The 23298-nt window shown below is 60.5% G+C and carries 19 protein-coding genes and 1 pseudogene; 13 read left to right on the top strand and 7 right to left on the bottom strand.

Features of this window, described 5'->3' with window-relative positions; translation table 11 throughout:
- Positions 1 to 44: 44 nt before the first annotated feature.
- Positions 45 to 1499, top strand: coding sequence for a TrkH family potassium uptake protein (locus tag AC1RR7_RS27480; RefSeq protein WP_096822231.1), 1455 nt, complete (start codon positions 45 to 47; stop codon positions 1497 to 1499).
- On the opposite strand, the gene AC1RR7_RS27475 is transcribed toward AC1RR7_RS27480, so the two are convergent.
- Positions 1456 to 2517 carry an AraC family transcriptional regulator gene (locus tag AC1RR7_RS27475; RefSeq protein WP_217993314.1) on the bottom strand — a complete coding sequence of 354 codons (1062 nt, stop codon included), beginning with the start codon at positions 2515 to 2517 and terminating at the stop codon, positions 1456 to 1458. The genes AC1RR7_RS27480 and AC1RR7_RS27475 overlap by 44 nt on opposite strands.
- A 167-nt stretch (positions 2518 to 2684) precedes the next feature.
- On the opposite strand from AC1RR7_RS27475, the gene AC1RR7_RS27470 reads away from it, so the two are divergent.
- Positions 2685 to 2996, top strand: a complete 312-nt coding sequence (locus AC1RR7_RS27470) for an Mpo1-like protein (protein ID WP_096822233.1) — start codon at positions 2685 to 2687, stop codon at positions 2994 to 2996.
- Between the two features lie 24 nt (positions 2997 to 3020).
- Positions 3021 to 3611, top strand: coding sequence for an HD domain-containing protein (locus tag AC1RR7_RS27465; protein ID WP_096822234.1), 591 nt, complete (start codon positions 3021 to 3023; stop codon positions 3609 to 3611).
- A 14-nt stretch (positions 3612 to 3625) separates the two neighbouring features.
- On the opposite strand, the gene AC1RR7_RS27460 is transcribed toward AC1RR7_RS27465, so the two are convergent.
- The gene (locus AC1RR7_RS27460; RefSeq protein ID WP_007958385.1) at positions 3626 to 4441 is read right to left on the bottom strand and encodes a UDP-2,3-diacylglucosamine diphosphatase; all 816 of its coding nucleotides are present in this window, start codon (positions 4439 to 4441) and stop codon (positions 3626 to 3628) included.
- 132 nt (positions 4442 to 4573) lie between these two features.
- Between AC1RR7_RS27460 and AC1RR7_RS27455 the strand changes: the two genes are divergently transcribed.
- Positions 4574 to 5338, top strand: coding sequence for a helix-turn-helix transcriptional regulator (locus tag AC1RR7_RS27455; protein ID WP_493158804.1), 765 nt, complete (start codon positions 4574 to 4576; stop codon positions 5336 to 5338).
- A 72-nt stretch (positions 5339 to 5410) separates the two neighbouring features.
- The gene (locus tag AC1RR7_RS27450; RefSeq protein ID WP_096822236.1) at positions 5411 to 6304 is read left to right on the top strand and encodes a DMT family transporter; all 894 of its coding nucleotides are present in this window, start codon (positions 5411 to 5413) and stop codon (positions 6302 to 6304) included.
- Here the strand turns inward: AC1RR7_RS27450 and AC1RR7_RS27445 are convergent.
- Positions 6298 to 6585, bottom strand: a complete 288-nt coding sequence (locus AC1RR7_RS27445) for an Rdx family protein (RefSeq protein ID WP_493158803.1) — start codon at positions 6583 to 6585, stop codon at positions 6298 to 6300. The two genes, AC1RR7_RS27450 and AC1RR7_RS27445, sit on opposite strands and share 7 nt — an antisense overlap.
- A gap of 71 nt (positions 6586 to 6656) precedes the next feature.
- Between AC1RR7_RS27445 and AC1RR7_RS27440 the strand changes: the two genes are divergently transcribed.
- Positions 6657 to 8846 carry a patatin-like phospholipase family protein gene (locus AC1RR7_RS27440; protein ID WP_192560070.1) on the top strand — a complete coding sequence of 730 codons (2190 nt, stop codon included), beginning with the start codon at positions 6657 to 6659 and terminating at the stop codon, positions 8844 to 8846.
- A 6-nt stretch (positions 8847 to 8852) separates the two neighbouring features.
- On the opposite strand, the gene AC1RR7_RS27435 is transcribed toward AC1RR7_RS27440, so the two are convergent.
- The 3 genes from AC1RR7_RS27435 to recQ all read right to left on the bottom strand — a co-directional run bounded on the left by AC1RR7_RS27435 (position 8853) and on the right by recQ (position 13475).
- Positions 8853 to 10649 carry a motility hub landmark protein FimV gene (locus AC1RR7_RS27435; protein ID WP_493158802.1) on the bottom strand — a complete coding sequence of 599 codons (1797 nt, stop codon included), beginning with the start codon at positions 10647 to 10649 and terminating at the stop codon, positions 8853 to 8855.
- A 127-nt stretch (positions 10650 to 10776) separates the two neighbouring features.
- The gene (locus AC1RR7_RS27430; protein ID WP_007919713.1) at positions 10777 to 11211 is read right to left on the bottom strand and encodes a MarR family transcriptional regulator; all 435 of its coding nucleotides are present in this window, start codon (positions 11209 to 11211) and stop codon (positions 10777 to 10779) included.
- 134 nt (positions 11212 to 11345) lie between these two features.
- Positions 11346 to 13475 (bottom strand): DNA helicase RecQ, encoded by a 2130-nt coding sequence (gene recQ, locus AC1RR7_RS27425; RefSeq protein ID WP_096822239.1) that lies wholly within the window; start codon positions 13473 to 13475, stop codon positions 11346 to 11348.
- Positions 13476 to 13752: 277 nt separating this feature from the next.
- Here recQ and AC1RR7_RS27420 point away from each other — a divergent pair, with 277 nt between their 5' ends.
- The 7 genes and pseudogenes from AC1RR7_RS27420 to AC1RR7_RS27390 all read left to right on the top strand — a co-directional run bounded on the left by AC1RR7_RS27420 (position 13753) and on the right by AC1RR7_RS27390 (position 19129).
- Positions 13753 to 14340: a UPF0149 family protein gene (locus AC1RR7_RS27420; protein ID WP_085710385.1), complete on the top strand. Its 588-nt coding sequence runs from the start codon at positions 13753 to 13755 to the stop codon at positions 14338 to 14340.
- A 10-nt stretch (positions 14341 to 14350) separates the two neighbouring features.
- Positions 14351 to 14746, top strand: a complete 396-nt coding sequence (locus tag AC1RR7_RS27415; RefSeq protein WP_493158801.1) for a YbaN family protein — start codon at positions 14351 to 14353, stop codon at positions 14744 to 14746.
- Positions 14747 to 14863: 117 nt separating this feature from the next.
- Complete coding sequence (locus tag AC1RR7_RS27410; RefSeq protein WP_493158800.1) at positions 14864 to 16171, top strand: hypothetical protein; 1308 nt, start codon at positions 14864 to 14866, stop codon at positions 16169 to 16171.
- A 541-nt stretch (positions 16172 to 16712) separates the two neighbouring features.
- Entirely contained in the window at positions 16713 to 17084 is a 372-nt protein-coding gene (locus AC1RR7_RS27405) for a DUF6124 family protein (protein ID WP_493158799.1), read from the top strand.
- Between the two features lie 161 nt (positions 17085 to 17245).
- Positions 17246 to 17407 (top strand): annotated as a pseudogene (locus tag AC1RR7_RS27400) (YbaN family protein); the annotation flags it as partial.
- Between the two features lie 117 nt (positions 17408 to 17524).
- Complete coding sequence (locus AC1RR7_RS27395; RefSeq protein ID WP_493158798.1) at positions 17525 to 18295, top strand: hypothetical protein; 771 nt, start codon at positions 17525 to 17527, stop codon at positions 18293 to 18295.
- Positions 18296 to 18751: 456 nt separating this feature from the next.
- Entirely contained in the window at positions 18752 to 19129 is a 378-nt protein-coding gene (locus tag AC1RR7_RS27390; protein WP_493158797.1) for a DUF6124 family protein, read from the top strand.
- Positions 19130 to 19233: 104 nt separating this feature from the next.
- On the opposite strand, the gene AC1RR7_RS27385 is transcribed toward AC1RR7_RS27390, so the two are convergent.
- A partial coding sequence (locus tag AC1RR7_RS27385) for a beta strand repeat-containing protein (protein ID WP_493158796.1) occupies positions 19234 to 23298 on the bottom strand: 4065 nt, incomplete at its 5' end.

Here is a 23298-nt window from a genome sequence, read left to right as displayed (position 1 = left end):
GCAGGTAGAATGGCGCCCTTCCCACATCAGCCCGAGCGGACTTCATGGCGTTGCCGACCTTACGGATCATTGGTTTCATCATCGGCATCTTCCTGATCACCCTGGCCATCGCCATGGTCGTGCCCATGGCCACCCTGGTGATTTTCGACCGCACCGGCGATCTGCCGTCGTTCCTCTGGGCGAGCATGATCACCTTCCTCGCCGGCCTCGCGCTGGTGATTCCCGGGCGCCCGGAACACATTCACCTGCGTCCCCGCGACATGTACCTGCTGACCGTCACCAGTTGGCTGGTGGTGTGCATCTTCGCCGCGCTGCCGTTTTTGCTGACCCAGCACATCAGCTACACCGACTCGTTCTTCGAAAGCATGTCCGGCATCACGGCCACCGGCTCGACTGTATTGAGCGGGCTGGACACCATGTCCCCGGGCATCCTGATGTGGCGCTCGCTGCTGCACTGGCTCGGCGGCATCGGCTTCATCGGCATGGCGGTGGCGATTCTGCCGCTGCTGCGCATCGGCGGCATGCGCCTGTTCCAGACCGAATCCTCGGACCGCTCGGAAAAGGTCATGCCCCGCTCGCACATGGTGGCGCGGCTGATCGTGGCGGCATACGTGGGCATCACCATTCTCGGCAGCCTGGCGTTCTGGTGGGCGGGCATGAGTCCGTTCGATGCGATCAACCACGCGATGTCGGCGATCTCCACCGGCGGTTTCTCGACCTCCGACCAATCCCTGGCCAAGTGGACGCAACCGGCGGTGCACTGGGTGGCAGTGGTGGTGATGATCCTCGGCAGCCTGCCGTTCACCCTGTACGTGGCGACGCTGCGCGGCAACCGTCGGGCGCTGATCAAGGATCAACAGGTGCAGGGTTTGCTCGGCATGTTGCTGGTGACCTGGCTGGTGCTCGGCACGTGGTACTGGTGGACCACCAACCTGCATTGGCTGGACGCCCTTCGCCATGTGGCGCTGAACGTGACGTCAGTGGTCACCACCACCGGATTCGCATTGGGGGATTACAGCCTGTGGGGGAATTTCTCACTGATGCTGTTCTTCTATCTGGGCTTCGTCGGTGGCTGCTCCGGCTCGACGGCGGGCGGGATCAAGATCTTCCGCTTCCAGGTCGCCTACATCCTGCTCAAGGCCAACCTTAACCAGCTGATCCACCCGCGTGCGGTGATCAAACAGAAGTACAACGGTCATCGCCTCGACGAGGAAATCGTCCGGTCGATCCTGACGTTCTCGTTCTTCTTCGCCATTACCATCTGCGTGATCGCCCTGCTGCTGTCGCTGCTGGGCGTGGACTGGATGACCGCGTTGACCGGCGCCGCCAGCACCGTATCCGGCGTCGGCCCGGGGCTGGGCGAAACCATCGGCCCGGCCGGCAACTTCGCCAGCCTGCCGGATGCGGCCAAGTGGATTCTGTCGTTCGGCATGCTGCTCGGCCGACTGGAGATCATTACGGTGTTTGTGCTGTGTATTCCGGCGTTCTGGCGTCACTGATCGCGTTCGGCGCCTCCAGCAACCGCGCCCGGTAATCGCCGGGCGTGGTGTCGAACCAGCGGCGGAAGGCACGGAAGAAATTGCTCGGATCGGCAAACCCCAGCAGATAGGCAATCTCCAGCAAGGTCATGCTCGGCTGCGCCAGGTATTGCTCGGCGAGTTCTCGGCGGGTGTCATCCAGCAACTGCTGAAAACTGGTGCCCTCCTCCTGCAAACGCCGTTGCAAAGTGCGTTGCGACAGGTGCAGGGTCTGCGCCACCGTATCGCGCTTGGGCTCGCCCTGCGGCAGCAAGCGGCACAACACCTGACGCGCCTTGTGGGTCACACGGCTTTCGGAAAACCGCGCCAGATATTCCCCGGCAAACCGGTCGTGCAGCAGCGCCATCGCCTCGTTGGCGGTGGGCAGCGGCGCTTCCATGTCCGCGCGTTCGAAGATCAGCGCGTCATACGGCGCGTTGAACACCAGCGGTGCATGAAAGGCTTGCTTGTAGGGTTGAAGATCATCGGGCTCGTCGCCCTGCACCAGCACTTTGCGCGGGTGCAGCGTGCGCCCGGTCAGCCAGCCGCACAGCGCCAGTGCGCAGGCCAGCGAGGCTTCGGCACTTTGCCGGGTCGGCGGCAGATGATCGCCGTGCACCGTCAGAATCAATGCATAACCTTCGTCGAGCAGACGAAAACTCAAGTCGGCACTTTCGGCAATGATCCGCTGATAACGCACCAGTCGCTGAAAGCCTTCGGCCAGGGTGTTGCTGGACATCAGCGCGTAGCCCGCCACATGGAACGACGCCGGTCGCACCACCTTGCCCATGTTCAGACCAATGGCGGGATTGCCGGACAGCTCGACCGCCCGTTGCCAGAGTCGGGTCATGGAATCCTGCGGGAAGCGTGCGTCCGGATCCTCCAGCGCCGCGTAGTCGAGCCCCAGCTGTTTGAACAGAACCCGGCAATCCAGGCCGTCCATTTCCAGTGCCTTGACAATCCCCATCGCCCAGCTTGCAGATGTCGTTCGTTCGCTCATGGCGTTTTTTCTTGGATGACATGGTGAGCCGCATACTACGGCCGATTTCCCAAGGATAGTAAAGTGGCGCCGATTGTCACTGGCCGACGCCAATGATCACTCTAGACTCAAATAAGCTACCCACCGAACAACTTGCAATCAGAACAATAACCACAGAGATCGCGGTCGTGGAAACCATCAAGCCTTTCAACAGCTTCGCCGAGTTCTATCCGTATTACCTCAGCGAACACAGCAACAGCACCTGCCGTCGCCTGCATTTCATCGGGACGACGCTGGTGATCTTCATTCTCGCGATGACCATCGCCAAGGGCGCCTGGCTGCTGTTGCTGGCCCTGCCGCTGGCCGGCTACAGCTTCGCCTGGGTCGGCCATTTCTTTTTCGAGAAGAACCGGCCGGCGACATTCCAGCATCCGTTCTACAGCCTGCTGGGGGATTTCGTCATGTACCGCGACATGATCCTGGGCCGCGTGGCGTTCTAGAAACCCTGACCAAGAGGATTGCCGATGAATGCCAATGCCCGTTTCACCCATATGAAGGACGGCACGCAGGAAGACTGGGCGATTATCGCGGCGGACTTCAGCGCCTACGCCCGTCAACTGCCGGGCCGGATCATGGCGCACCTGAAATTGCTCGAAGGTGATTTCGGCGGGTTTCCGGTGGATCGCCTGACCCACTCGCTGCAAACCGCGACCCGTGCATATCGCGACGGACGCGACGAGGAATACGTGGTCTGCGCCCTGCTCCACGACATCGGCGACACGCTGGGCTCCTACAATCACCCGGACATCGCCGCCGCCATTCTCAAGCCGTTCGTCAGCGCCGAGAACCTGTGGATGGTGGAAAAGCACGGGATCTTCCAGGGCTACTACTTCTTCCATCACCTGGGCATGGATCGGCACCTGCGCGAGCAGTTCAGCGGTCATCCGCAGTATCAGGCGACCGCGGAATTCTGCGCGAAATACGACGCGGCGGCATTCGACCCGGATTACGACACCCTGCCGCTGAGCTTCTTCGAACCGATGATGGAGCGCCTGTTCGCCCGGCCGAAGAACTCCATCTACAAGGCTGCGATGGAAGAACACGCGCCGGCCTGAGTTGATCTGGACACTCAGGCCAGCTCGGCAACCTTGGCCGCTTTCAGTTCGGCCTCCCGCGCCTGCGCATCCGCCAGGCGATACAGCTCGATCGTGCCGTCCCAGTGTTCGATCAGCGCCGTGCACGACTCCACCCAGTCACCGCAATTGAGGTAATCCACCTCGCCGACCTTGCGGATCTCGGCATGGTGAATGTGCCCGCAGACCACGCCGTGCAATTCGCGCTTCACGCACTCGTGAGCGATGGCTTCTTCGAAGTCGCTGATGAAGCTCACCGCGGTCTTCACCTTGTGCTTGAGATAGGCCGACAGCGACCAATAGCCGTAACCGTATTTCGCCCGCCAGTGATTGAGCCAGCGATTAAGGGTCAGGGTGAATTCGTAGGCCGAATCGCCAAGGAACGCCAGCCAGCGGTGATAACGGGTGATCACGTCGAACTGGTCGCCGTGGATCACCAGCAAATGCCGGCCATCGGCCGTGACATGCACCGCTTCGTCGACCAACTGGATGTTGCCCAGGATCAGCTTCGAATAGCGACGCAGGAATTCGTCATGGTTGCCGGTAACGTAGATCACCTCGGTGCCGCGCTTGCTCATGGTCAGCAAGCGGCGGATCACGTTGGTGTGCGCCTGGGGCCAGTACATGCCGCCGCGCAGTTTCCAGCCGTCGATGATGTCACCGACCAGGTAGATCTTGTCGGCGTGATAGCCCTTGAGAAATTGCGACAGATGCTCGGCCTGGCAATCCCGCGTGCCCAGATGCACGTCGGAAATCCACAAGGTGCGAACCCTTTGTTTACGGCTGGGTCTGGCGAGCTCGGCGCTGGTCATGGGCAACCCTCTGCGATGTTTTCGCCACTGTGCGCGAGCCCGGTTAATCGACCATGACAGGCGTGCGTCAGTCTTGTGACAAACGCGTCGCCCCTGCGCCGGTGTAGACTGGCAGCTCGCCCGGAGACCGCCATGCCACCGATCCTGACCCTGCGCCATTACACCCACGACCTGATCGTCCACAGTCACGACCACGCCCAACTGGTGTTCGGCCTGTCGGGTGCGCTGGATTTCGAGGTCGAAGGGCATGGCAGCCAGGTATTGCAGCAGAGCTTCGTGGTGATTCCCTCCGGCGCGCATCACGCATGCGGCAGCCCCAAGGGCAGCCGTTGCCTGGTACTGGACGTGCCGGACGATCAATGGTTGTCACGCTCACTGGGCGATCACGCCGACGCCAGCCGCCGCCTGCTGGACAACGCCGCGCGTCTGTCGCTGGATGCCGGCCAGGGCCAACTGGTCAATTGGCTGGCGAACAGCCCGGTGGACGATCCGCTGATTGCGCAACAGGGCGCGGTGCTGTTGCTGGCGAGCCTGAATCACGCGCAACCTGCCGAGGTCTGCGCCCGTCGCCTGCCCTACGCGGCCCTCGATGCGCACATCGAGCAATACGCGGCCTATCCGCTGCAAGTCGCGGATCTGGCGCGCATCGCCGGACTATCCAGCGCCCGATTGCATGCGCGGTTCGTCGCCGAATGCGGGCAGACACCCATGGATTACATTCGCAGTCGACGGCTGCATAAGGCCGTCACGCTGTTGCGGGAAACCACGCTAGCCATCGGGGAAGTGGCCAGCCGTGTAGGCTATGGATCGCAAAGTGCGTTCTCGGCCGCCGTCCTGCGTGAATTCGGTACCTCTCCTACACAATTGCGACGCGAGGCTGACGACAAAAGTCGATAGTCTGCCGACAGACTTTTCGGCCGCTACACGCTTCAATGTGTGCCTGAAATGGCGTTTGGAAAAAGGACTGCAATGACTCCCCGTACTGCCCTTGGCGCCCTGCATATCGGCGCATTGATGTTCGGCCTGACCGGCGTCTTCGGCAAACTCGCCGCCGCAACGCCAGCGGTCATCGTCTTTGGACGGGCCGCCTTTGCCGTTCTTGCGCTGGCGTTCTTTGCCCGTTTCGCCAGCCAGCACGGCTGGCAAAAACTGCAAGCCGTGGACTGGCGACGACTGGCCCTGAGCGGTGTGCTGCTGGCCGGTCACTGGGTGAGCTTCTTCATTGCCGTGAAGGTGGCCGGCGTCGCGGTGGCCACCCTGGGTTTCGCCAGTTTTCCGGCCTTCACGGTCATCCTCGAAGGGTTGATCTTCCGCGAACGCATCCGTGCCAACGAAATCATTCTGGTGGCGCTGGTCAGTGTCGGCCTGGTGCTGGTGACCCCGGCGTTCGACCTGGCCAGCGGCGCCACCACCGGGCTGCTCTGGGCGATTCTTTCCGGCCTGCTGTTTTCACTGTTGTCGCTGACCAACCGTGCCAGTTCCGGACGCATCCCGGCGGTGCAGGCAGCGTTGTGTCAGAACGTGGTGGTGGCGTTGTGTCTGCTGCCGGTGGCGGCGCCGCAACTGAGTGAAGTGCGCGCCATCGACTGGCTGTGGATCGCCCTGCTCGGTGTGTTCTGTACCGGCGTCGCCCACAGCCTGTTCGTCGCCAGTCTCGCCGTGATCAAGGCGCGAACTGCGGCGGTGGTGTTCGCCATGGAGCCGGTGTACGGCATTACCGTCGCGTGGCTGCTGTTCGATGAAAACCCGACCCTGCGGATGCTGCTCGGCGGCGCGCTGATCATCGTCGCCATCGTTGTGTCGAGCCAGATGTCAGGCAGCGCCAGCAAAAAAACGGTGGAGGCCGAGGCTGCGTCTCATTGAGTGCGGTCGTTATGGCCGAGGTCGCGGTCAGGGTCGATCTGGTCGCGGACTCGCTGCTTGAGCACCTTGGCCTCGGGGAAACCACCGTCGGCCTTGCGCTCCCAGATCTGCACATCGTTGCAACTGATGTGAAAGATCCCGCCGGTACCCGGCACCAGTGACACTTTGCCAAGGTCGTCGCCAAAGGTACTGAGCAACTCCTGCGCCAGCCACGCGGCGCGCAGCAGCCACTGGCACTGCGTGCAATAAGTGATGACGATTTCCGGTTTTGTGGCGGTCATGATCGTTGAAACTCCTGAGCCAGAGGGCGCCGCTATAATAGCCGGCTTTAACGCTTGCCCCGAGACTCACAATGCGTCGTCTGCTGATCTGCCTTTTGCTTGGTTTCCTTCCGCTGTTCGTTCATGCCAGTGAAGCGCCGCGACCGAAAGTCGGCCTGGTGCTGTCCGGCGGTGCGGCCCGCGGACTGGCGCACATCGGCGTGCTCAAGGCGCTGGAAGAGCAAGGCATCAAGATCGATGCGATTGCCGGCACCAGCATGGGTGCAGTGGTCGGTGGCCTCTACGCCTCGGGTTACAAGATCGACGAACTGGAAAAACTCGCCCTGAGCATCGACTGGCAGCAGGCCCTGTCCGATGCCCCGCCCCGGGAAGACGTACCGTTTCGACGCAAACAGGATGACCGCGATTTTCTGGTGAAGCAGAAACTGAGCTTTCGCGACGACGGCAGCCTCGGCCTGCCGCTCGGGGTGATTCAAGGGCAGAACCTCGCGCTGCTGCTGGAAAGCCTGCTGGCCCACACCAGCGACACCCGTGATTTCGACAAGCTGCCGATCCCGTTCCGCGCCGTGGCCACCGACATCGCCAACGGCGAAAAAGTGGTGTTTCGCAAAGGCCACCTGCCCCAGGTGATTCGCGCCAGCATGTCGATCCCGGCCGTGTTCGCCCCGGTCGAGCTTGATGGCCGGCTGCTGGTGGACGGCGGCATGACCGATAACATTCCCCTCGATGTGGCCCGGGAAATGGGCGTCGACGTGGCCATCGTGGTCGACATCGGCACCCCGCTGCGCAACCGCAAGCAACTGACCACCGTGGTCGATGTACTGAACCAGTCGATCACCCTGATGACCCGGCGCAACTCCGAAGAACAACTGGCGGCGCTGCACCCGAATGACGTGCTGATCCAGCCGCCGCTGGCCAGTTTCGGCGCCACCGATTTCGGTCGTGCCGAGGAAATGATCGATGCCGGTTACCGCGCCGCCAAGGCCCTCGACGCCCGCCTCGCCCGATTGAAACCCGCCGTGTCTCAGGACGCCGAGCTCAACGCCGCACGCGCACCGGGCCAGCGCACGCCGATCATCACCGCGATCAGGGTCGAGAACGACTCGAAAGTCGGCGACGACGTGATCCGTTACTACATCCGTCAGCCCATCGGTGAGCCGCTCGACCTCGGGCGTCTGCACTCTGACATGGGCACCTTGTACGGCCTGGATTACTTCGAACAGGTGCAATACCGCGTGGTGCACAAGGGCCAGGAACATACGCTGGTGATCAGCGCCCGGGGCAAGCGCAGCGGCACCGATTACTTGCGGGTTGGCTTGAACCTGTCGGACGACATGCGCGGCGACAGCGCCTTCAACCTCGGCGCCAGTTACCGAATGAACGGCATCAACCGACTCGGCGCTGAATGGCTGACCCGGGCGCAGATCGGCGACAAGCAGGAGCTCTACACCGAGTTCTATCAGCCGCTGGACGTTGGCTCGCGCTACTTCGTCGCACCGTATGCAGCGTTCGAAGCCCAGAACGTCGACTCGGTGCTCGACAACGACCCGATCGCCCAATATCGCGTCGAGCGCTACGGCCTCGGCCTCAATGTCGGCCGCCAGATCGGCAACAACGGTGAAATCCGCTTTGGTGTCGGCGAGGCCTGGGGCAAAGCGGATGTGCGAATCGGCGATCAGAATCTGCCGAGCGAACACTTCAACGAAGGGTTTTATGCGCTGAAGTACTCGTTCGACTCACTGGACAATGTGTACTTCCCCCACGACGGCAAGGACATCAGCCTGACCCTGATGCAATTCGAACCGAGCCTGGGTTCCGACACGCGCTACCGGCAGTGGGAATTCAAACTGGACAAGGCCATGAGCAGCGGCCCGAATACGCTGATTCTGGGCGGTCGTTACGGGCGCACGCTGGACGATGCGAATGTGGTGACGTCGAGCTTCCTGCTGGGCGGCGCCCGACAACTGTCCGGTTTCCGCGAAGATGCCATCTCCGGGCAGAACGTCAGCCTGATGCGGGCGGTGTATTACCGCCGTCTGACGCCGCGCGCTTATCTGCCGCTGGATTTCCCGCTGTATGCCGGCGGCTCGCTGGAGCGCGGCCGGGCCTGGAACAACGACAACGAGTTCGACAGCGGCTACATCAATGCCGCCAGCGTATTCATCGGTTTCGACACACCGCTGGGGCCGCTGAACTTCAGCTATGGCCTGAACGATGCCAACGAACAGGCGGTTTACCTGAATCTGGGGCAGACCTTCTGACCCGGATCAGCGAATCCCGGCCAACAGGGTTCGGGCCGTTTGCCTGAGAGGCTCATCGCCTTCCTTCAACAGCTCATTGAGCAAGGCGATCGCACTGTCGAGGTCGCCGTCGTCGATGCAGGTCTGGGCCTGCTCGAGCTTTCCGGCGTTGGCCGCCTCGGTCGGGCCCGGCTCGGCTTCCGGTAATTGCAGATCCAGTGGCTCCAGTTTCAGCGACTGACCGGGATCGCCAAATTCGTTGAGGAAGTCATCGTCTATCGGCTGCACATCCGGTTCGGCGATCCACTCCAGCTCCGTCGCCTCAGCGTCATCGTTGGCGGTTTGCGGCAGCTCGAAATCCTGTGGCAGCACTTGCAGGCTGGAACCCAGTGCCGACGGGGTCGACGAAGGTGTGTCTGTTGCCGGGCGACGGTCTTCCAGATCCCAGCTGGAATCCATCGACAGCTGCTCCAGATTCAGCTCGAAATCATCCTCGGCCAACGGTGTGGCGGGTGCAGCTTGCTCAACGGGCAGCGCGGCAATGACCGGAGCCGCCGCAGCCGGAGGTTCAGTCCTGGTCAGTTTCGGGTAGCGGGCCCGGATATCGAGCAATCGCTGTTCCTCGACACCGAGCTGACGCAGGTGGTTTTCCTGTTCGTCATAGGCTGACTGGTCGCCCTGGCGCCCCAGTACCTCAAGCATCTGCACACCCAGATCGATGCGCTCCGGCTCCTTTTGCAAGGCCTCGCGCAGCAGACCGAGCGCTTCACCGAGACGCCCATACGCCAGATAAATGCCGACCGCCTCCAGTACATCGCCTGCGGCCTGTTCGTCACGGTGCTCGACGGCCTCCTGAACCACGTTCTGACGAACGACTTCGGGTTCATTGAGCGCGGGTTCGCTTCGCTGGGGTGCCACCGCCGCAAGCCCGACAAGATTCGCTTCAGACTGGCGTCGGCGGTGTACATACAACACCGCCCCCAACAGGCCCAACAACACCAGCAAACCGCCAAGCAGCGGCCAGCTGACGGAGTCTTCCTGCGACTCTACCGGTGCAGCAACCGGAGCCGGGGCTTGCACAGGTGCTACCGGAGCCGGCGGCGCCTGTTGCACTTCCGCCAGACGGGCCTGCAAATCACCCAGCTGTTTCTTGCCGTCGGCGATCAGGATTTCCTGCGCCTGAAGCTTCACGTTCAGCTCATCGATGGTTTTCTGCAGTTGCTGGTTCTGCAGCACGCTGGCAGCCAACTGCTCGGCTTGCGCGTCGTTGGTCGCAGCCGTTTGCGGCACTGGCGCGGCGGGTGGCGCAGCAGGCTTGCTTTGGGTGCCGGCAGCAGGTGCCTCAGGCGTTGGAAACTCCGACGATTGCGCGCGGACGTCGGGCTCGTCGGTGGCCGGCACGATGCCCGGCGAACCCGGCGGATCAATCAGCACCGTGTATTCGCGCAGCAGGTGGCCGTTGGGCTGATTGAGCTGCACAAGGAAATTCAGAAAGGGTTCGTTGACCGGTTTGCTGGAGGTCACCCGGATCAGGTTGCGATTGCCACGCAGGATCGGGGTGAACTTGAGGTCATTGAGGAAGAACACCCGCTCGACCCCGGCACGGCCGAATTCGTCCGCCGTGGCCAGACGGACCGAGAGCTCGCTTTCGCTGAGCCCGGCGACATCCACCAGCGCGATGTCGGCCTTTAGCGGCTGATTGAGGGCCGAGTGCACGGTGATGTCACCGAGCCCCAGCGCCAGTGACGCCGTGGACCAGGTGAGAACACCGGCCACCAGCAGTGAGTTGGCGCAACGCAGTACCACGTGCCGACTGTCGAACATGAGCATCCCTTAAATAAGCAAAACCGACTTCTATGGGTTCGCACATCCGGTACGAACACGATATTGCCCAGTAGTTCTTATAGTCTGCCCAGCGCGATCTCTCAAAAAAACGGCACGCGGTTGTGCCTCAAGACTTTTCCAGGTTGGCCAGAATGTGCCCATGAACCCGCATGCACACCTTCAAATCCGCCTCGTCGACGCCTTCGAACAATTCGTGACGCAGTTGCGTGGCGATGGTCTCGATCTGTTCGATCAACGGCAGGGCCGGAGCGCACAACACGATTTTTTTCGCCCGCCGGTCTTCCATCACGGACTGGCGTTGCACCAGGCCCTGGCTTTCCAGGCTGTCGAGCAGACGGGCAAGGGTCGGCCCTTCGACGCCAACGCTTTGCGCCAGCTCCCGTTGGGTCGGGGCTTCTTCGAAGCGCGCCAGATGCAGCAGCACCAGCCAGCGCGCCTGGGACAAACCCAGGCCGGCCAGCCGGCGATCCAGTTCGGCACGCCAGCCACGGGACATCTGGGCCAGTTGCATGCCAAAGCGGTGTTGATCGGTTAACGGCATAAAACACTCATGGTTAGACTGAAGAAATAGAGAAAAACTAATTATTAGTCAGCTAAGCATGACATTTGGCTATAGGCAAGAGCCGCCCTGTACTGAATCGTTACATCTGTACAACGGTTTGTGTAAGCCCAGGCTCACATCTCGAATTCAGATTGCAGCGCAGCCCTTACGCAATACAGCACGCCTTCCGGTACGCGGCCGGCAAACAGCTCCGCCACTTCAGCGACCGACGGCAACTCGCCCTCGCCGTCGAGGAATGCATCCTGGACTTCGCCCATCAGGTCTTCCGGCAGGTCCAGCGCCTGTTCCAGCGACAGTTGCTGCTTGCCGATGGCTTCGGCAAGCATGGTGTAGACGTTCTTTTCCGAGCACTGCAACTGACCGGAAATCTGCAGCGGCGTCATGCCGGCACGGGCCAGGGTAATCAATTCGTGGCGTACGTCGGCCACCACCTTCGGCGTTTCGGCCTCGCCGCCGAGCACTTCGAGGAAGGCCTCGCCGTAGCGCTCCAGCTTGCGTGCGCCGACGCCGCTGACCTGGGCCATTTCCGCCAGCGAGGTCGGCTGGCTGCGGAGCATTTCCAGCAGGGTCGAATCGGGGAAGATGACGTACGGCGGCACGCCGTGTTCTTCCGCCAGTTTGCGGCGCAGGGCACGCAGCGCTTCCCACTGTTCGCGTTCCTCAAAGCGCACCAGTTGACTGGCCGGGCTCTTGCTGCCGCTCTTGGCGGTGACTTGCGGCTTGAGGTCGCGGCGCAGCTCCAGGCTCACTTCCCCCTTGAGCAGCGGCCGGCAAGTGTCGCTAAGACGCAGCCCGCCGTAGCCTTCGTGATCGACATCCGCCAGGCCGCGAGCAACCAATTGGCGAAACAGCGAGCGCCATTCGCTCTCGCTAAGCGCCTTGCCCACGCCGTACACCGACAGGTGCTGATGGCCGAAACTGCGGACCTTTTCGTTGTCCTTGCCCAGCAGCACGTCCACCAGATGGCCGACACCGTAACGCTGGCCAGTGCGATAGATCGCCGACAGCGCCTGACGTGCAGGCTCGGTGGCGTCCCAGGTCTGCACGCCGTCGGTGCAGTTGTCGCAGTGCCCGCATGGCTCGGGCATGTCTTCGTCGAAATACGCCAGCAACGCCTGACGACGGCAGCGGGTTTCTTCGCAGAGCGAGAGCATGGCGTCGAGCTTGTGCTGCTCCAGACGCTTGTGGCGCTCGTCGCCTTCGGAGTTCTGCAGCATCTGCTTGAGCATCACCACGTCTTGCAGACCGTAGGCCATCCACGCGTCCGCCGGCAGACCGTCACGGCCGCCGCGTCCGGTTTCCTGGTAATACGCCTCAAGGGATTTCGGCAGGTCGAGGTGAGCGACGAAACGCACGTTGGGTTTGTCGATGCCCATGCCGAACGCCACGGTGGCGACCATGATCAGGCCTTCCTCGTTGAGGAAGCGTTTCTGGTGATAGGCGCGCAGATCGTTGGGCAGACCGGCGTGATACGGCAGCGCCGGGAAGCCCTGCTCGGTGAGAAACGCGGCCACCTCCTCCACCTTCTTGCGCGACAGGCAGTAGACGATACCGGCATCGCTGCGCCGCTCGGCAAGGAACGCCAGCAACTGCTTGCGCGGCTGCTCCTTGGGCACGATGCGGTAGAAGATGTTCGGCCGGTCGAAGCTCGACAGAAAACGCTCGGCGTTCTGCAAATGCAGGCGAGTGACGATTTCTTCGCGGGTGCGCTTGTCGGCGGTGGCGGTCAGGGCGATGCGCGGCACGTCGGGGAACATTTCCGCCAACTGCCCCAGTTGCAGGTATTCCGGGCGGAAGTCGTGGCCCCATTGCGACACGCAGTGCGCTTCATCGATGGCGAACAGCGCGATGTTCAAGCCTTGCAGGAACGACAGCATCCGCGGCTGCACCAGACGCTCGGGCGCCAGATAGAGCATTTTCACTTCGCCGCGCTTGATCCGGTTGGCGAGGTCGCGCTGCTGTTCGGCGCTCAACGTGGAGTTCAACGCGGCAGCAGCCACACCCAGCTCTTCGAGGGTGGCGACCTGATCGTCCATCAGCGCGATCAGCGGCGACACCACCACCGCCAGGCCGTCGCGCAGCAGCGCCGGCACCTGGAAGCACAGGGACTTGCCGCCGCCGGTCGGCATCAGGACAAGGGCATCGCCGCCACTGGCCACGCGCTCAATGATTGCACCCTGACGGCCACGGAAACTGTCGTAGCCGAAGATGTCCTTGAGGACGCGTTGAGCCTGTTCGAGCATAAAAACTCCAAAAATCCACCGAAGCATCCCTGCACAGGCTGGTTCAAGACAGCCGAGGCTGCTTTAAACAAAACGTAAGGGCGCATTGCTTGACGCCGTACAGTTTCAGCCGCGACACCGGCAGGGATCGCAAAGCGCGGCAGTATACCCGAGCCCTCCCCGGCAAAGGGCACCGCCGATAAGAAGCTTGTGGGCGCAAATCTGCCGTGCGGCTGGCTTGAGGGCTCAAGAAGGCCTAGAATTCCCGCATTGTTTATTCCCCCAAGGTAGCCCTTTAATGTCCTTCGCCGAGCAACTAACCCGCCTGCAAGTCTTCCTCGACGCCGACGAGCTGCATGAAGAGGCGCTGGACTACGTGGCCGCTCACGGTTACCTGACCGCGCTGTCGATCTGCGCCGACGTGGTGCCGGATCGTGAGTGGATCGACGCCCTGTTCGCCGAAGAGCCGCACTACAGCAGCGAAGCCCAGCGCGAAGAGATCGAAGCCACGCTGATCGGCCTGAAAGCCCACATCGCCCGCCAACTGGCCTCCGATGAAGAATTCGAGCTGCCATGCGAGCTGGACCTGGGCGACGAGCCGGACGATTCCGAACTGCGCGGCTGGTGCATCGGCTTCATGGAAGGCGTGTTCCTGCGCGAAGCGGCCTGGTTCGAAACCGCCGAAGAAGAAGTCAGCGAAATGCTCCTGCCGATCATGGTCGGTTCGGGTCTGTTCGACGAACAGCCCGAGTTCGAAGACATCGCCAAGGACGCCAACCTGATGGACGACATGATCGTGCAGATCCCGGAAGCCCTGACCGCGCTGTACCTGCTGTGCCAGGCACCCGACGAAAAACCGGCGATCCTCAAGCCACGTCACCACTAAGCTCCGGCCTATGGACAACCCCATAGGCAACCGCCCCCTGATGTTGCGCTACATCCTGCTGGCCATCGGCTGGCTCAGCGTGGCATTGGGGGTGATCGGGATATTCCTGCCTGTTCTCCCCACCACTCCCTTCCTTCTGCTGGCGGCCGCCTGCTTCGCCCGCAGCTCTCCGCGTTTCTATCAATGGCTGGTCGAGCATCCCCGGCTCGGGCCATGGATCCGCGATTACCTCGACGGCAACGGCATACCGCTCAAGGGCAAGGTCTACGCGATCGGGCTGATGTGGGTGAGCATTCTGTTCTCGTGCTATCTGGTGCCGCTGCCGTGGGCGCGTGGGTTCATGCTGACCAGTGCGGTGTTGGTGACGGTTTATATCTTGCGGCAGAAGACGTTGCACAAGTCTTGACCGGTTGTCGGGACTGTCAGAGTTGACAGGTGTGTAAGGTTCGTTTGATGGCGCTTCATAGTGCATGCCCGCTGCCATTCCGGCAAAAACGGCTGAACCTGCGAAGGAGCGTTCCCCATGAGCACTCAAAATCCTTTCTTTAGCTATTGCACGACGTATCCCGGCGGATCCCCGTTGAGTCCTGGCGACACGACCCCCTCCACGGGTGTCGAGTTTGGCGGAAGCGGGCCGGCGGGTGCTCCATTTGTGATTACGGATAACGGCGCGGTAGTGGCTAGTGGAGTGTTCAATCCAAGCAGCGCATTCATCCAGCAACTGGTGAATCTGGTTCAGGGACTGCATCGTTTTGAATTGCGGGGAAATGCCAGTTTGCCTGAGACCGATGTTTTTATATTGACCGTGGGTGCAGCCGTGACGCTGACGATTAAGTCGCTCAAAGGTTTGATCAGCGGAGTAGAGATTCCTGAAGGCGCCACCACTCCCGAAACGTTGTTTGCGATGAGTGGAAAAGCCAAGCCGAACTCTACCATTTATCTACGTATCGACCGGGTCAGGCAACCGGGGCTGATCGCCGTGGATAGAAATGGCGACTGGGCCTATAACACCGGTACTCAAGCAGCGGGGCTACGTAGTTACACGATCGAAGGCAACTATGATTCGGGTCCAGTGTCGACCCCGCCGAGAACATTGCTTGTGGGCACGACGTTGATTGTCCCGACCTTGATTAACGTGCTGGACGCCAACAATGTGGAGGTTCCAGAAGGTACAAGCACTGCCAGCACTCAGTTGACACTTAAAGGCAAGGCAAGTCCTGGCCAGCAGGTCGAAGTATTAGACGACAGCGGCGCAAGTGCAGTGCCCAAGGGCAAAGCGACCGTCAGTGCCAGTGGTGATTGGGAACTCTCGATTTCTGTCGAGCCAGGTGCTCATCGGTTGTATGCCAAGTCGCTGTACCCTTCGAATCCGATATATTCAAACGTGCGCACGCTGAGTGTCATTGAGCAGGTGATCAGAAGAGAGAATTTCAGTAACGAGGCCGACCAATTACTCAGACTCAATGTACCACTCACGTGCAGGAGTGGACTCATAATCACCACGACAATATTAGGTAGTAATTTAACAGGGATATTCACCGTCAAATCACAACCATTACCCAACATGGAAGGAAAGTACTTATACATGGGCACAAGCACTTGTAGATTCAGACTACCCAATACCGCAAGTAAAATTCACTTTCCGTTTTTCAACATACACGATGGCTACCTGTTAATTACTGTTTATGACTCATCAGGGAATAAGTTAGATGAACAATACATACGCACCCCTATAGGTACATATACATTTGAGGCTTCAACAAGCTCTCGCGCATCATATTTTGATGTTGTAGGATATGCTGCTCACATAGACAACATTGAGTGGAGCTAATGCAAAAAGGGGATGCCCATTAAAAGAGAAAAGGGGAGGTACTTATTTACCAGAAATAAAAGAAAATAAAAGGGGACGCATTTATTTACCAATAAAAGGGGACGCATTTATTTACCAGCACCAACCCTGATAAACCCGCCCTCCTGTTCGATCGGGAAGGCGGGTTTTGTCGTTTCCGCGCCTTCGGTAACATTTGTTGAATAGTGCTGAATGCTATGTCCGCAAAGCCACATCACCTTGCGCCTTTGCCTACGCATCCGCCAGAATCCGCCGGCTTGTGCGCCTTGGGGGCGGGTTCTATTGTTTGGCGGTCGCTGAAAAACAGCGATCGGGTTTAGCGATCCGGCTCCAGACAGACGCAACAACGCCCAATCCCGATTGCAGTCTCTTCTCTGCACTTGGCGTAATGGTGGCTGTGCGTGGGAGACCTTCGGGTCTACCCGGGGTTTCTGTGACCCGGATCGCTAACCTGCGTACAGCCGCCACCTTTACTTGTTTAGCGATGAGTCGTGGCGGCTCAGTCCAATCACGGAGATTCGCCATGATCAAACCCACGCCAAACCCGCCGGAAGTCGATTCGACTTCGCCCTACGGAACCCTCGATTCAAAGAAATTCCACGAGGCCGCCGAACGCGCCCTCGATCACTACCTCAATCCGTTCCACCCCAGAAAACCGCTGCTCAAACCCAACACCCGCTACCTCATCGCCCCCGGCATCCCGAGTGAAGAGCTGCTGGCCGACACCTGCGAAACCCTGACCTCGGCCAAAACCATGGCCAGCGATTTCGCCGGGATGCTCGATGCGCCGCAGCGGCATGTGCTGTTGGGGATTGCGCAGTTGATCATGCTGGGTGAGCTGGCGGTGAATCGGGTGCTGGATAATCTGGAAGTGAAGGCTGACGCAAACCTCTAGGCAAGTGAGCGATTGTGGCGAGGGAGCTTGCTCCCGCTCGAGTGCGAAGCGCTCGCAATGCTTTTGGGGGCTGCTTCGCAACCCAGCGGGAGCAAGCTCCCTCGCCACAGTTTCACCAGACATGAAAAACCCGCCGTCCCGTATAACCGGGATGGCGGGTTTTGTCGTTTCAAGGCAAGGTCCATGCGATCGGGCTGATGTGGGCGAGCATTCTGTTTTCGTGCTACCTCGTGCCGCTGCCTTGGGCGCGGGGGTTCATGCTGACCAGTGCGGTGCTGGTGACGGTTTATATCTTGCGGCAGAAGACGTTGCACAAGTCTTGACCGGTTGTCGGGACTGTCAGAGTTGACAGGTGTGTAACGTTCTACTGATGGCGCTTCATGGGACATGCCCGCTGCTGCTCCGGCAGACATGGCTGAACCCACGAAGGAGCGTTTGCCATGAAGAAAAGGCCAAAAATGCAGAATCCGTATTTCTCCTATGCTACCGAACATCCCAGCGGGAAGCCTCTGAAGCCCCCTGACACCACGTTATCCAGAGACATTGAAATCGGTGCCGACGGACCGCCGAAAACTCCATTGCAAATAACCGACACACATAACGGCACCCTTAAAGTTCTAAGCCCAGCCAATGCCGAGTACAACGACAGTGGTCGGTTCTTTATGCGCGTGGAGGGGCTGTCTGAAGGGATGCACACCTTCGGTTTACGTCCAAACTCCAGTTCGTTACCTTCTGATCAATGGTCATTGACAGTAGGCAACATAAACTTTGAAGACTTCGATTCTGAACCGGAACAATCTATTGAATTCGGCCAACACATAAAAACTAACTTATTGACCATCCTCTTACTATCCGGGAACGCGACCATAAAAATAGTTGACCTGAGCAAAACAAGTCTTCCTCCGCCACCTCAACCTGGAAAAATGAGTGGAAATATCTTAAACATTGTGCCAAAGGATCCAACAACTCAAAACAACGTAAGCATTCTATTTAATTTAAAAATCAATAAATTGAGTTTTTGGCACTACGGAGTAAACGATGCAAATACGGTGGTTTTATTCTATGGTACTGGCGGACTACTAGGACAAAAACCACTTTCGCACAGCTCACAAATCACGTACTTTGAAGGTTCTTTTCCTGAAATTACATCAATTCAGATCCTCTCAATAAATGACGGTTTCCTTTTGGATCACCTCTGGTTTGAGGTCTGAATAAAGAAAAGAGAAATGGGGACGCATTTATTTAACAGTCCCCACACGAAAACCCGCGCTTCCGGTCAACCGGGAGCGCGTATTTTGTCGATTCCGCGCATTCGGAAACCCTCGTTGAAGAGTGTTGAATGTTATGTCCGCAAAGCCACGCGACCTTGCGCCTTTGCCTACGCATCCGCCAGAATCCGCCGGCTTGTGCGCCTTGGGGGCGGGTTCTATTGTTTGGCGGTCGCTGAAAAGCAGCGATCGGGTTTAGCAGCCCGGATCTACTCTAGACGCACAATGCCGTTCGTTCGTGATCAGGTTCACACCTGAACGTTCACGTTATGGCGGCTTTGCGTGGGGCACTTCGGTGCGCCGGGTTCTAGAGTCCTGGTCTGCTAACCCGCGTACGGCCGCCACCTCTTTCGTTTAGCAGCGAAGCGTGGCGCCTCCACTACTCTAGAGGCTTTACCCATGATCAAACCAACGCCGAACCCACCCGAAACCGACACCACCTCGCCCTACGAAACCCTCGATTCAAAAAAATTCCACGAAGCCGCCGAGCGCGCGCTCGATCACTACCTCAATCCCCTCCTCCCCAGAAAGCCGCTGCTCAAACCCAACTCCCGTTACCTCATCGCCCCCGGTATCGACAGCGAAGAACTGCTGGCCGACGCCTGTGAAACCCTGACTTCGGCCAAGACCATGGCCAATGACTTCGCCGGGCTGGTGGATGGGTCGCAACGGCATGTGCTGCTGGGGATTGCGCAGTTGATCATGCTGGGTGAGCTGGCGGTGAATCGGGTGCTGGATAATCTGGAGTTGAAGGCTGAGGCGCCTGCTGTGGCTTGATCGCCGACTGATCGTTCCCACGCTCTGCGTGGGAACGATCAACGCGCAAAAAAACCGCCGCCCCGGTTGATCGGGACGGCGGGTTTTGTCGTTTCAGCCCTGGCTTACACCGTATCCACCTTCAACGAATGATCATTCAGCATCCCGTTGATGATCGTCGCCGTGTCATGCCCGCTGGCGATCAACCCACCCGCGCCCGGTGTCACGCCATAGTGGCTGGCGAGGTTGACGCCCGCCAGGTCGATGGTCTGGTTCGGCGTGGCGCCGGCCATGGCGCTGACATCGATGCTGGTGACCACCGAAGCGCCGCTGCCGGTGACGGTGAAGTGCAGGTAGTCATCCAGTGACGCCGACGTGCCGTTTTCACCTTGCAGCAGTTGCGACAGATCCAGCTTGTCGGTGCCGGGGGTGAAGTCGGTGACGGTGTCGTGGCCGCTGTTGCCCTTGAGCCACTGGAAGGTGTCGGCGCCCGGCCCGCCGGTCAGGGTGTTGTTGCCCATCCCGCCGATCAGCAGGTCATCGCCTCCGCCGCCGTTGAGGATGTCGTTGCCCAGGCCGCCGTTGATCACGTTGCTGTTGTTGTCGCCGGTCAGGGTGTCGTTGAAGTTCGAGCCGACAAGGTTTTCGACGTTGCTGATGGTATCGATGCCAGCGCCGAGGGTGTTCTGCGCACCGAGCAGGCTCAGGTTGACCGTCACCCCGGCCGTCGCGTGTGCGTAGCTGACCGTGTCGATTCCGGTGCCGCCATCGAGGATGTCGTTGCCCGGCCCGCTGTAGAGCAAGTCGTTGCCGGCGCCGCCGTGCAGTTCGTTATTCCCGGAGCCTGCGGTGAGCACATCGTTGCCGTCGCCACCGTTGAGGATGTTGTCGCCGCTGCCCGCCACCAGCACGTCATCGCCGGAAGTCCCGGTAAGGGTGTGGCCGTCCTGATAGCTGATGGTCACGTTGGCGGTGTCGTTGCCGCCGTGGTTGTCGTTGGCGGTGTAGGTGCCGTGGAAATCCGGGGTGATGTCGTGGGCCCCGGCGTAGTTGACCGTCATGGTCAGTTGATAGTTTTCCGCAGCATTGGTGTTGCTGCCGCTGGTGTTGGTGATGTTGGTCACGTGGATCTGGTACGTGCCATCGGCGCTGGCGGTGATGGTGCCGCCATCGGCGATGCTGACGAACGCCCCGCCGTTCACCGAGTACTCCATGGTGATGTGGCCGGCCGCCAGGTTGTGGTCGAGGTTGAGGGTCTCGCCTTGTTTCAGTTTGACGGTGATGAGGTCTTCATCGTTGGCATTGGCGTTGGTCACCGCGCCGAGGTAGCCGCTGACCACCAGCACCGCCGTCATGGCCGCCGTATTGGCTGCGAAGGAATTGCGTACATCCGCCAGGTTCTGGTTGGCGGCGGTGTTGCTGGTGCCGGTGAAGCTGATCGCGCCGCTGCCGGTGAAGTCCGCCCCCTTGGCGACCCAACCGGTGTTGAAGGTGGTTGGCGAAGCGTTGAGTGTATCGTTGTCCGGATCGGTGTCGTTGGCCAGCAGCAACTCGCCCGGAACCACGACATTGCTCGACAGCACGTTGGTGATGATGTGGTCGTCCACCGCCACCGGAGGCGAGTTGGGGATCACTTTCACCGTCAGCGTCGAGCTGGCGAGGTCGCCATCGTTGTCGCTGAGGGTAAAGCCGATGTTCTCGGTGATCACCGTCGTGGTGGTTTTTTGCGAGGTGTAGCTGTAGTCGCCGGTGTCGAGGTTGATCACCAGGGTGCCGCTGTTGTTGGTGGCGATGCTCAGGGTGTTGTTCACCGTGTCGAAGGTGCCGTGGTTGGTGCCGCCGCTGGCGGTCAGCGAACCCTGGCCGCTGTTGGCTTTCGGGTCGTAGGTGTAGGTGGTGCCGTCCACCACGATGGATTTGATGAAACCGCCATCGGCGCCGAACGAACCACTGTCACCCAGCAGCGAACCGGTGACCGGCGCGCCGACCACGGTGCCGGACAGCACCGAGTTGAGTTGATTGAGGTCGGTGACCACCACCGCATTGGTGTTGGTGTGGCTGATGCCGTCGTAAGCCAGTGGATCGAGGTTGGCGTTGCTGACGCCGTTGCCCAGGCCGATCGCATAGTTCTTGATGTTGTTGGCATCGAGGAAGTTTTTCAGCGCGGTCTCGTCGGCGGTGCCGATTTCCTGGCCGGTGGTGGGTTTGCCGTCGGAGAAGAAGTAGCCGACGTTCTGCGCCCCGGTGAGTTTGCCCGAGGTGTTGAACGCGGTCTGCATGGTCGCCACGGCCGCATCGTAGTTGGTGCCGCCACCGGCGCTGAGGCCGGCGAGCAGGGTCTTGGCCGTCGCCACATCGACCCACACCGTCGTGCGGTCGGTGGCGTTGCTGCTGAAGGTGACGAGCTGCACTTTCACATCGCCCAGATCATCGTACTTGTCGAGCAAGGCACTGATCGCCTGCTTGGCCAGGTCCAGCCGCGACAGGCCCGGCACACCGGAGGCGTCGGCCATACTGCCGGAGATGTCGAGCACGATCAGGATGTTGGAGTCGATCTCCACCGCCGCCACCGACCGATCCGACGCCACCGCTTTTGGCACATCGTCGACGATGTTGACCACGATGGTGCTGGTGGTGCTGTTGCCCAGCGCATCGGTGGCCTTGTAGGTGAAACTTTCGCTCAGGGTGTTCGGCCCGTCGTTGGCGTTCGGCGTGGTTTTCGGCGCCGAGGTCAGGGTGTAGGTGTACGTGCCGTCGGGGTTGAGCAGGATCTGTCCGTAGGTGCCGGTGGCGCTACCGACCAGGGTGTAAGTGATAGCGCCGCTGCCGCCGGTGACCGCGCCGACCAGCGTGCCGGTGGCGGTTTCGCCGGTGTTGGTCGGATCGCTGCCGGTGACCGTTCCGGGGGCCAGGTCTTGCCCGTCCTTGGTCAGGTCGAGGGCTTTTTCGTAGACGGTCACGTCCTGATCGACCGAGGCCACGAGTTTGCTGTCGGCGACGTTGACGGTGATGGTGGTGGTGCTTTCGTCACCGTCACTGTCGCGGATGGTGTAGGTGAAGGTGTCGGTGGCGCCCGCTGGACTCACCGAGTTCGGATTGCTGTGATAAACGGCGTTGCCGGCCGCATCCAGGGTCAGGTAGCCGTAGGTGCCGTTGATGTTGCTGTTGAGGCCGCCAATGGCCGAGGTCGCGGTGTTGCTGCCAGCCCGCACGCCCACCACCGCACCGCCCGCCGCCGGGCCATCGGCACCGGTGACGTCGTTGCCCAGCACGCTGATATTGACCGTGCCGCCCTCCACCACCGAGCCGGTGTCGGCCTTGGCGGTCGGCAGGTCATCGACGATGTTGACGTTGATCTGCCCGGACGCGGTGCTGCCATCGCCATCGGTAGCCACCACGTTGAAGTTCTCGGTGATGCTGTTGGCGCCGTTGCCGGTCGGGTGGGTTTCGTGATCCACCAGGGTGTAGCTGTAACTCACCACGCCCGTGGCCGGGTTGTAACCGGTGATGGTCAGCGTGCTGCCCAGCGGCGTGACGACCGATTGCGGGAAGCCTGCGGCTACACCATTGGTCACCACGGCGATACCGCCGACGGTGAGGGTTTGCAGACCGTCGAGGGCGGTGACGGTGAAGGTGCCGCTCTGAGTCAACGCCGTCGCATCCGGCGCAGTGCCGTTGCTGAGGTTTTTCTCGAAAACAGTGAGCTCGCCACCGTTTACGTCCAGGCCGTTGAGAATCACCGGATCGTCGTTGTTGTGGATCTGCAGTACGAGGTTCGCGGTGCTGGCGTCGCCGTCCGAGTCGGTGATGGTGTAGGTGAAGGTCTCGGTGCCGTTGCCATTGCCGTGCAGGTTTTTGAAGTCCGCATCGTTGGTGTTGAGGGTGTAGGTGTAGGTGCCGTTGGCGTTCAGCACCAGGGTGCCGTAAGTCCCGGTGAAAGTGCCGGCGGTGATCGGGCCAGCGTTGGGGCCGGTTGGGACGCGGTCAGCGCCTTGCACGTCGTTGGTCAGGACGTTGCCGGTCAAGGTGAGGTTGGTTTCCGAGGCGGTGCCGGCGTTGGTGTCGTTTACGCCTTTTGGCAGGTCGTCGACGATGTTGACGTCGAGGTTGGCGTTGGCGGTGGTGCCGTTGTCATCGACCACGGTGACGGCGAACTGCTCACTCAGGGTGTTGGCGCCGTTGGCTGTTGG

Source organism: Pseudomonas sp. GW821-FHT11G12 (assembly GCF_058808055.1).
This window is presented reverse-complemented; position numbering and strand designations above follow the sequence as displayed.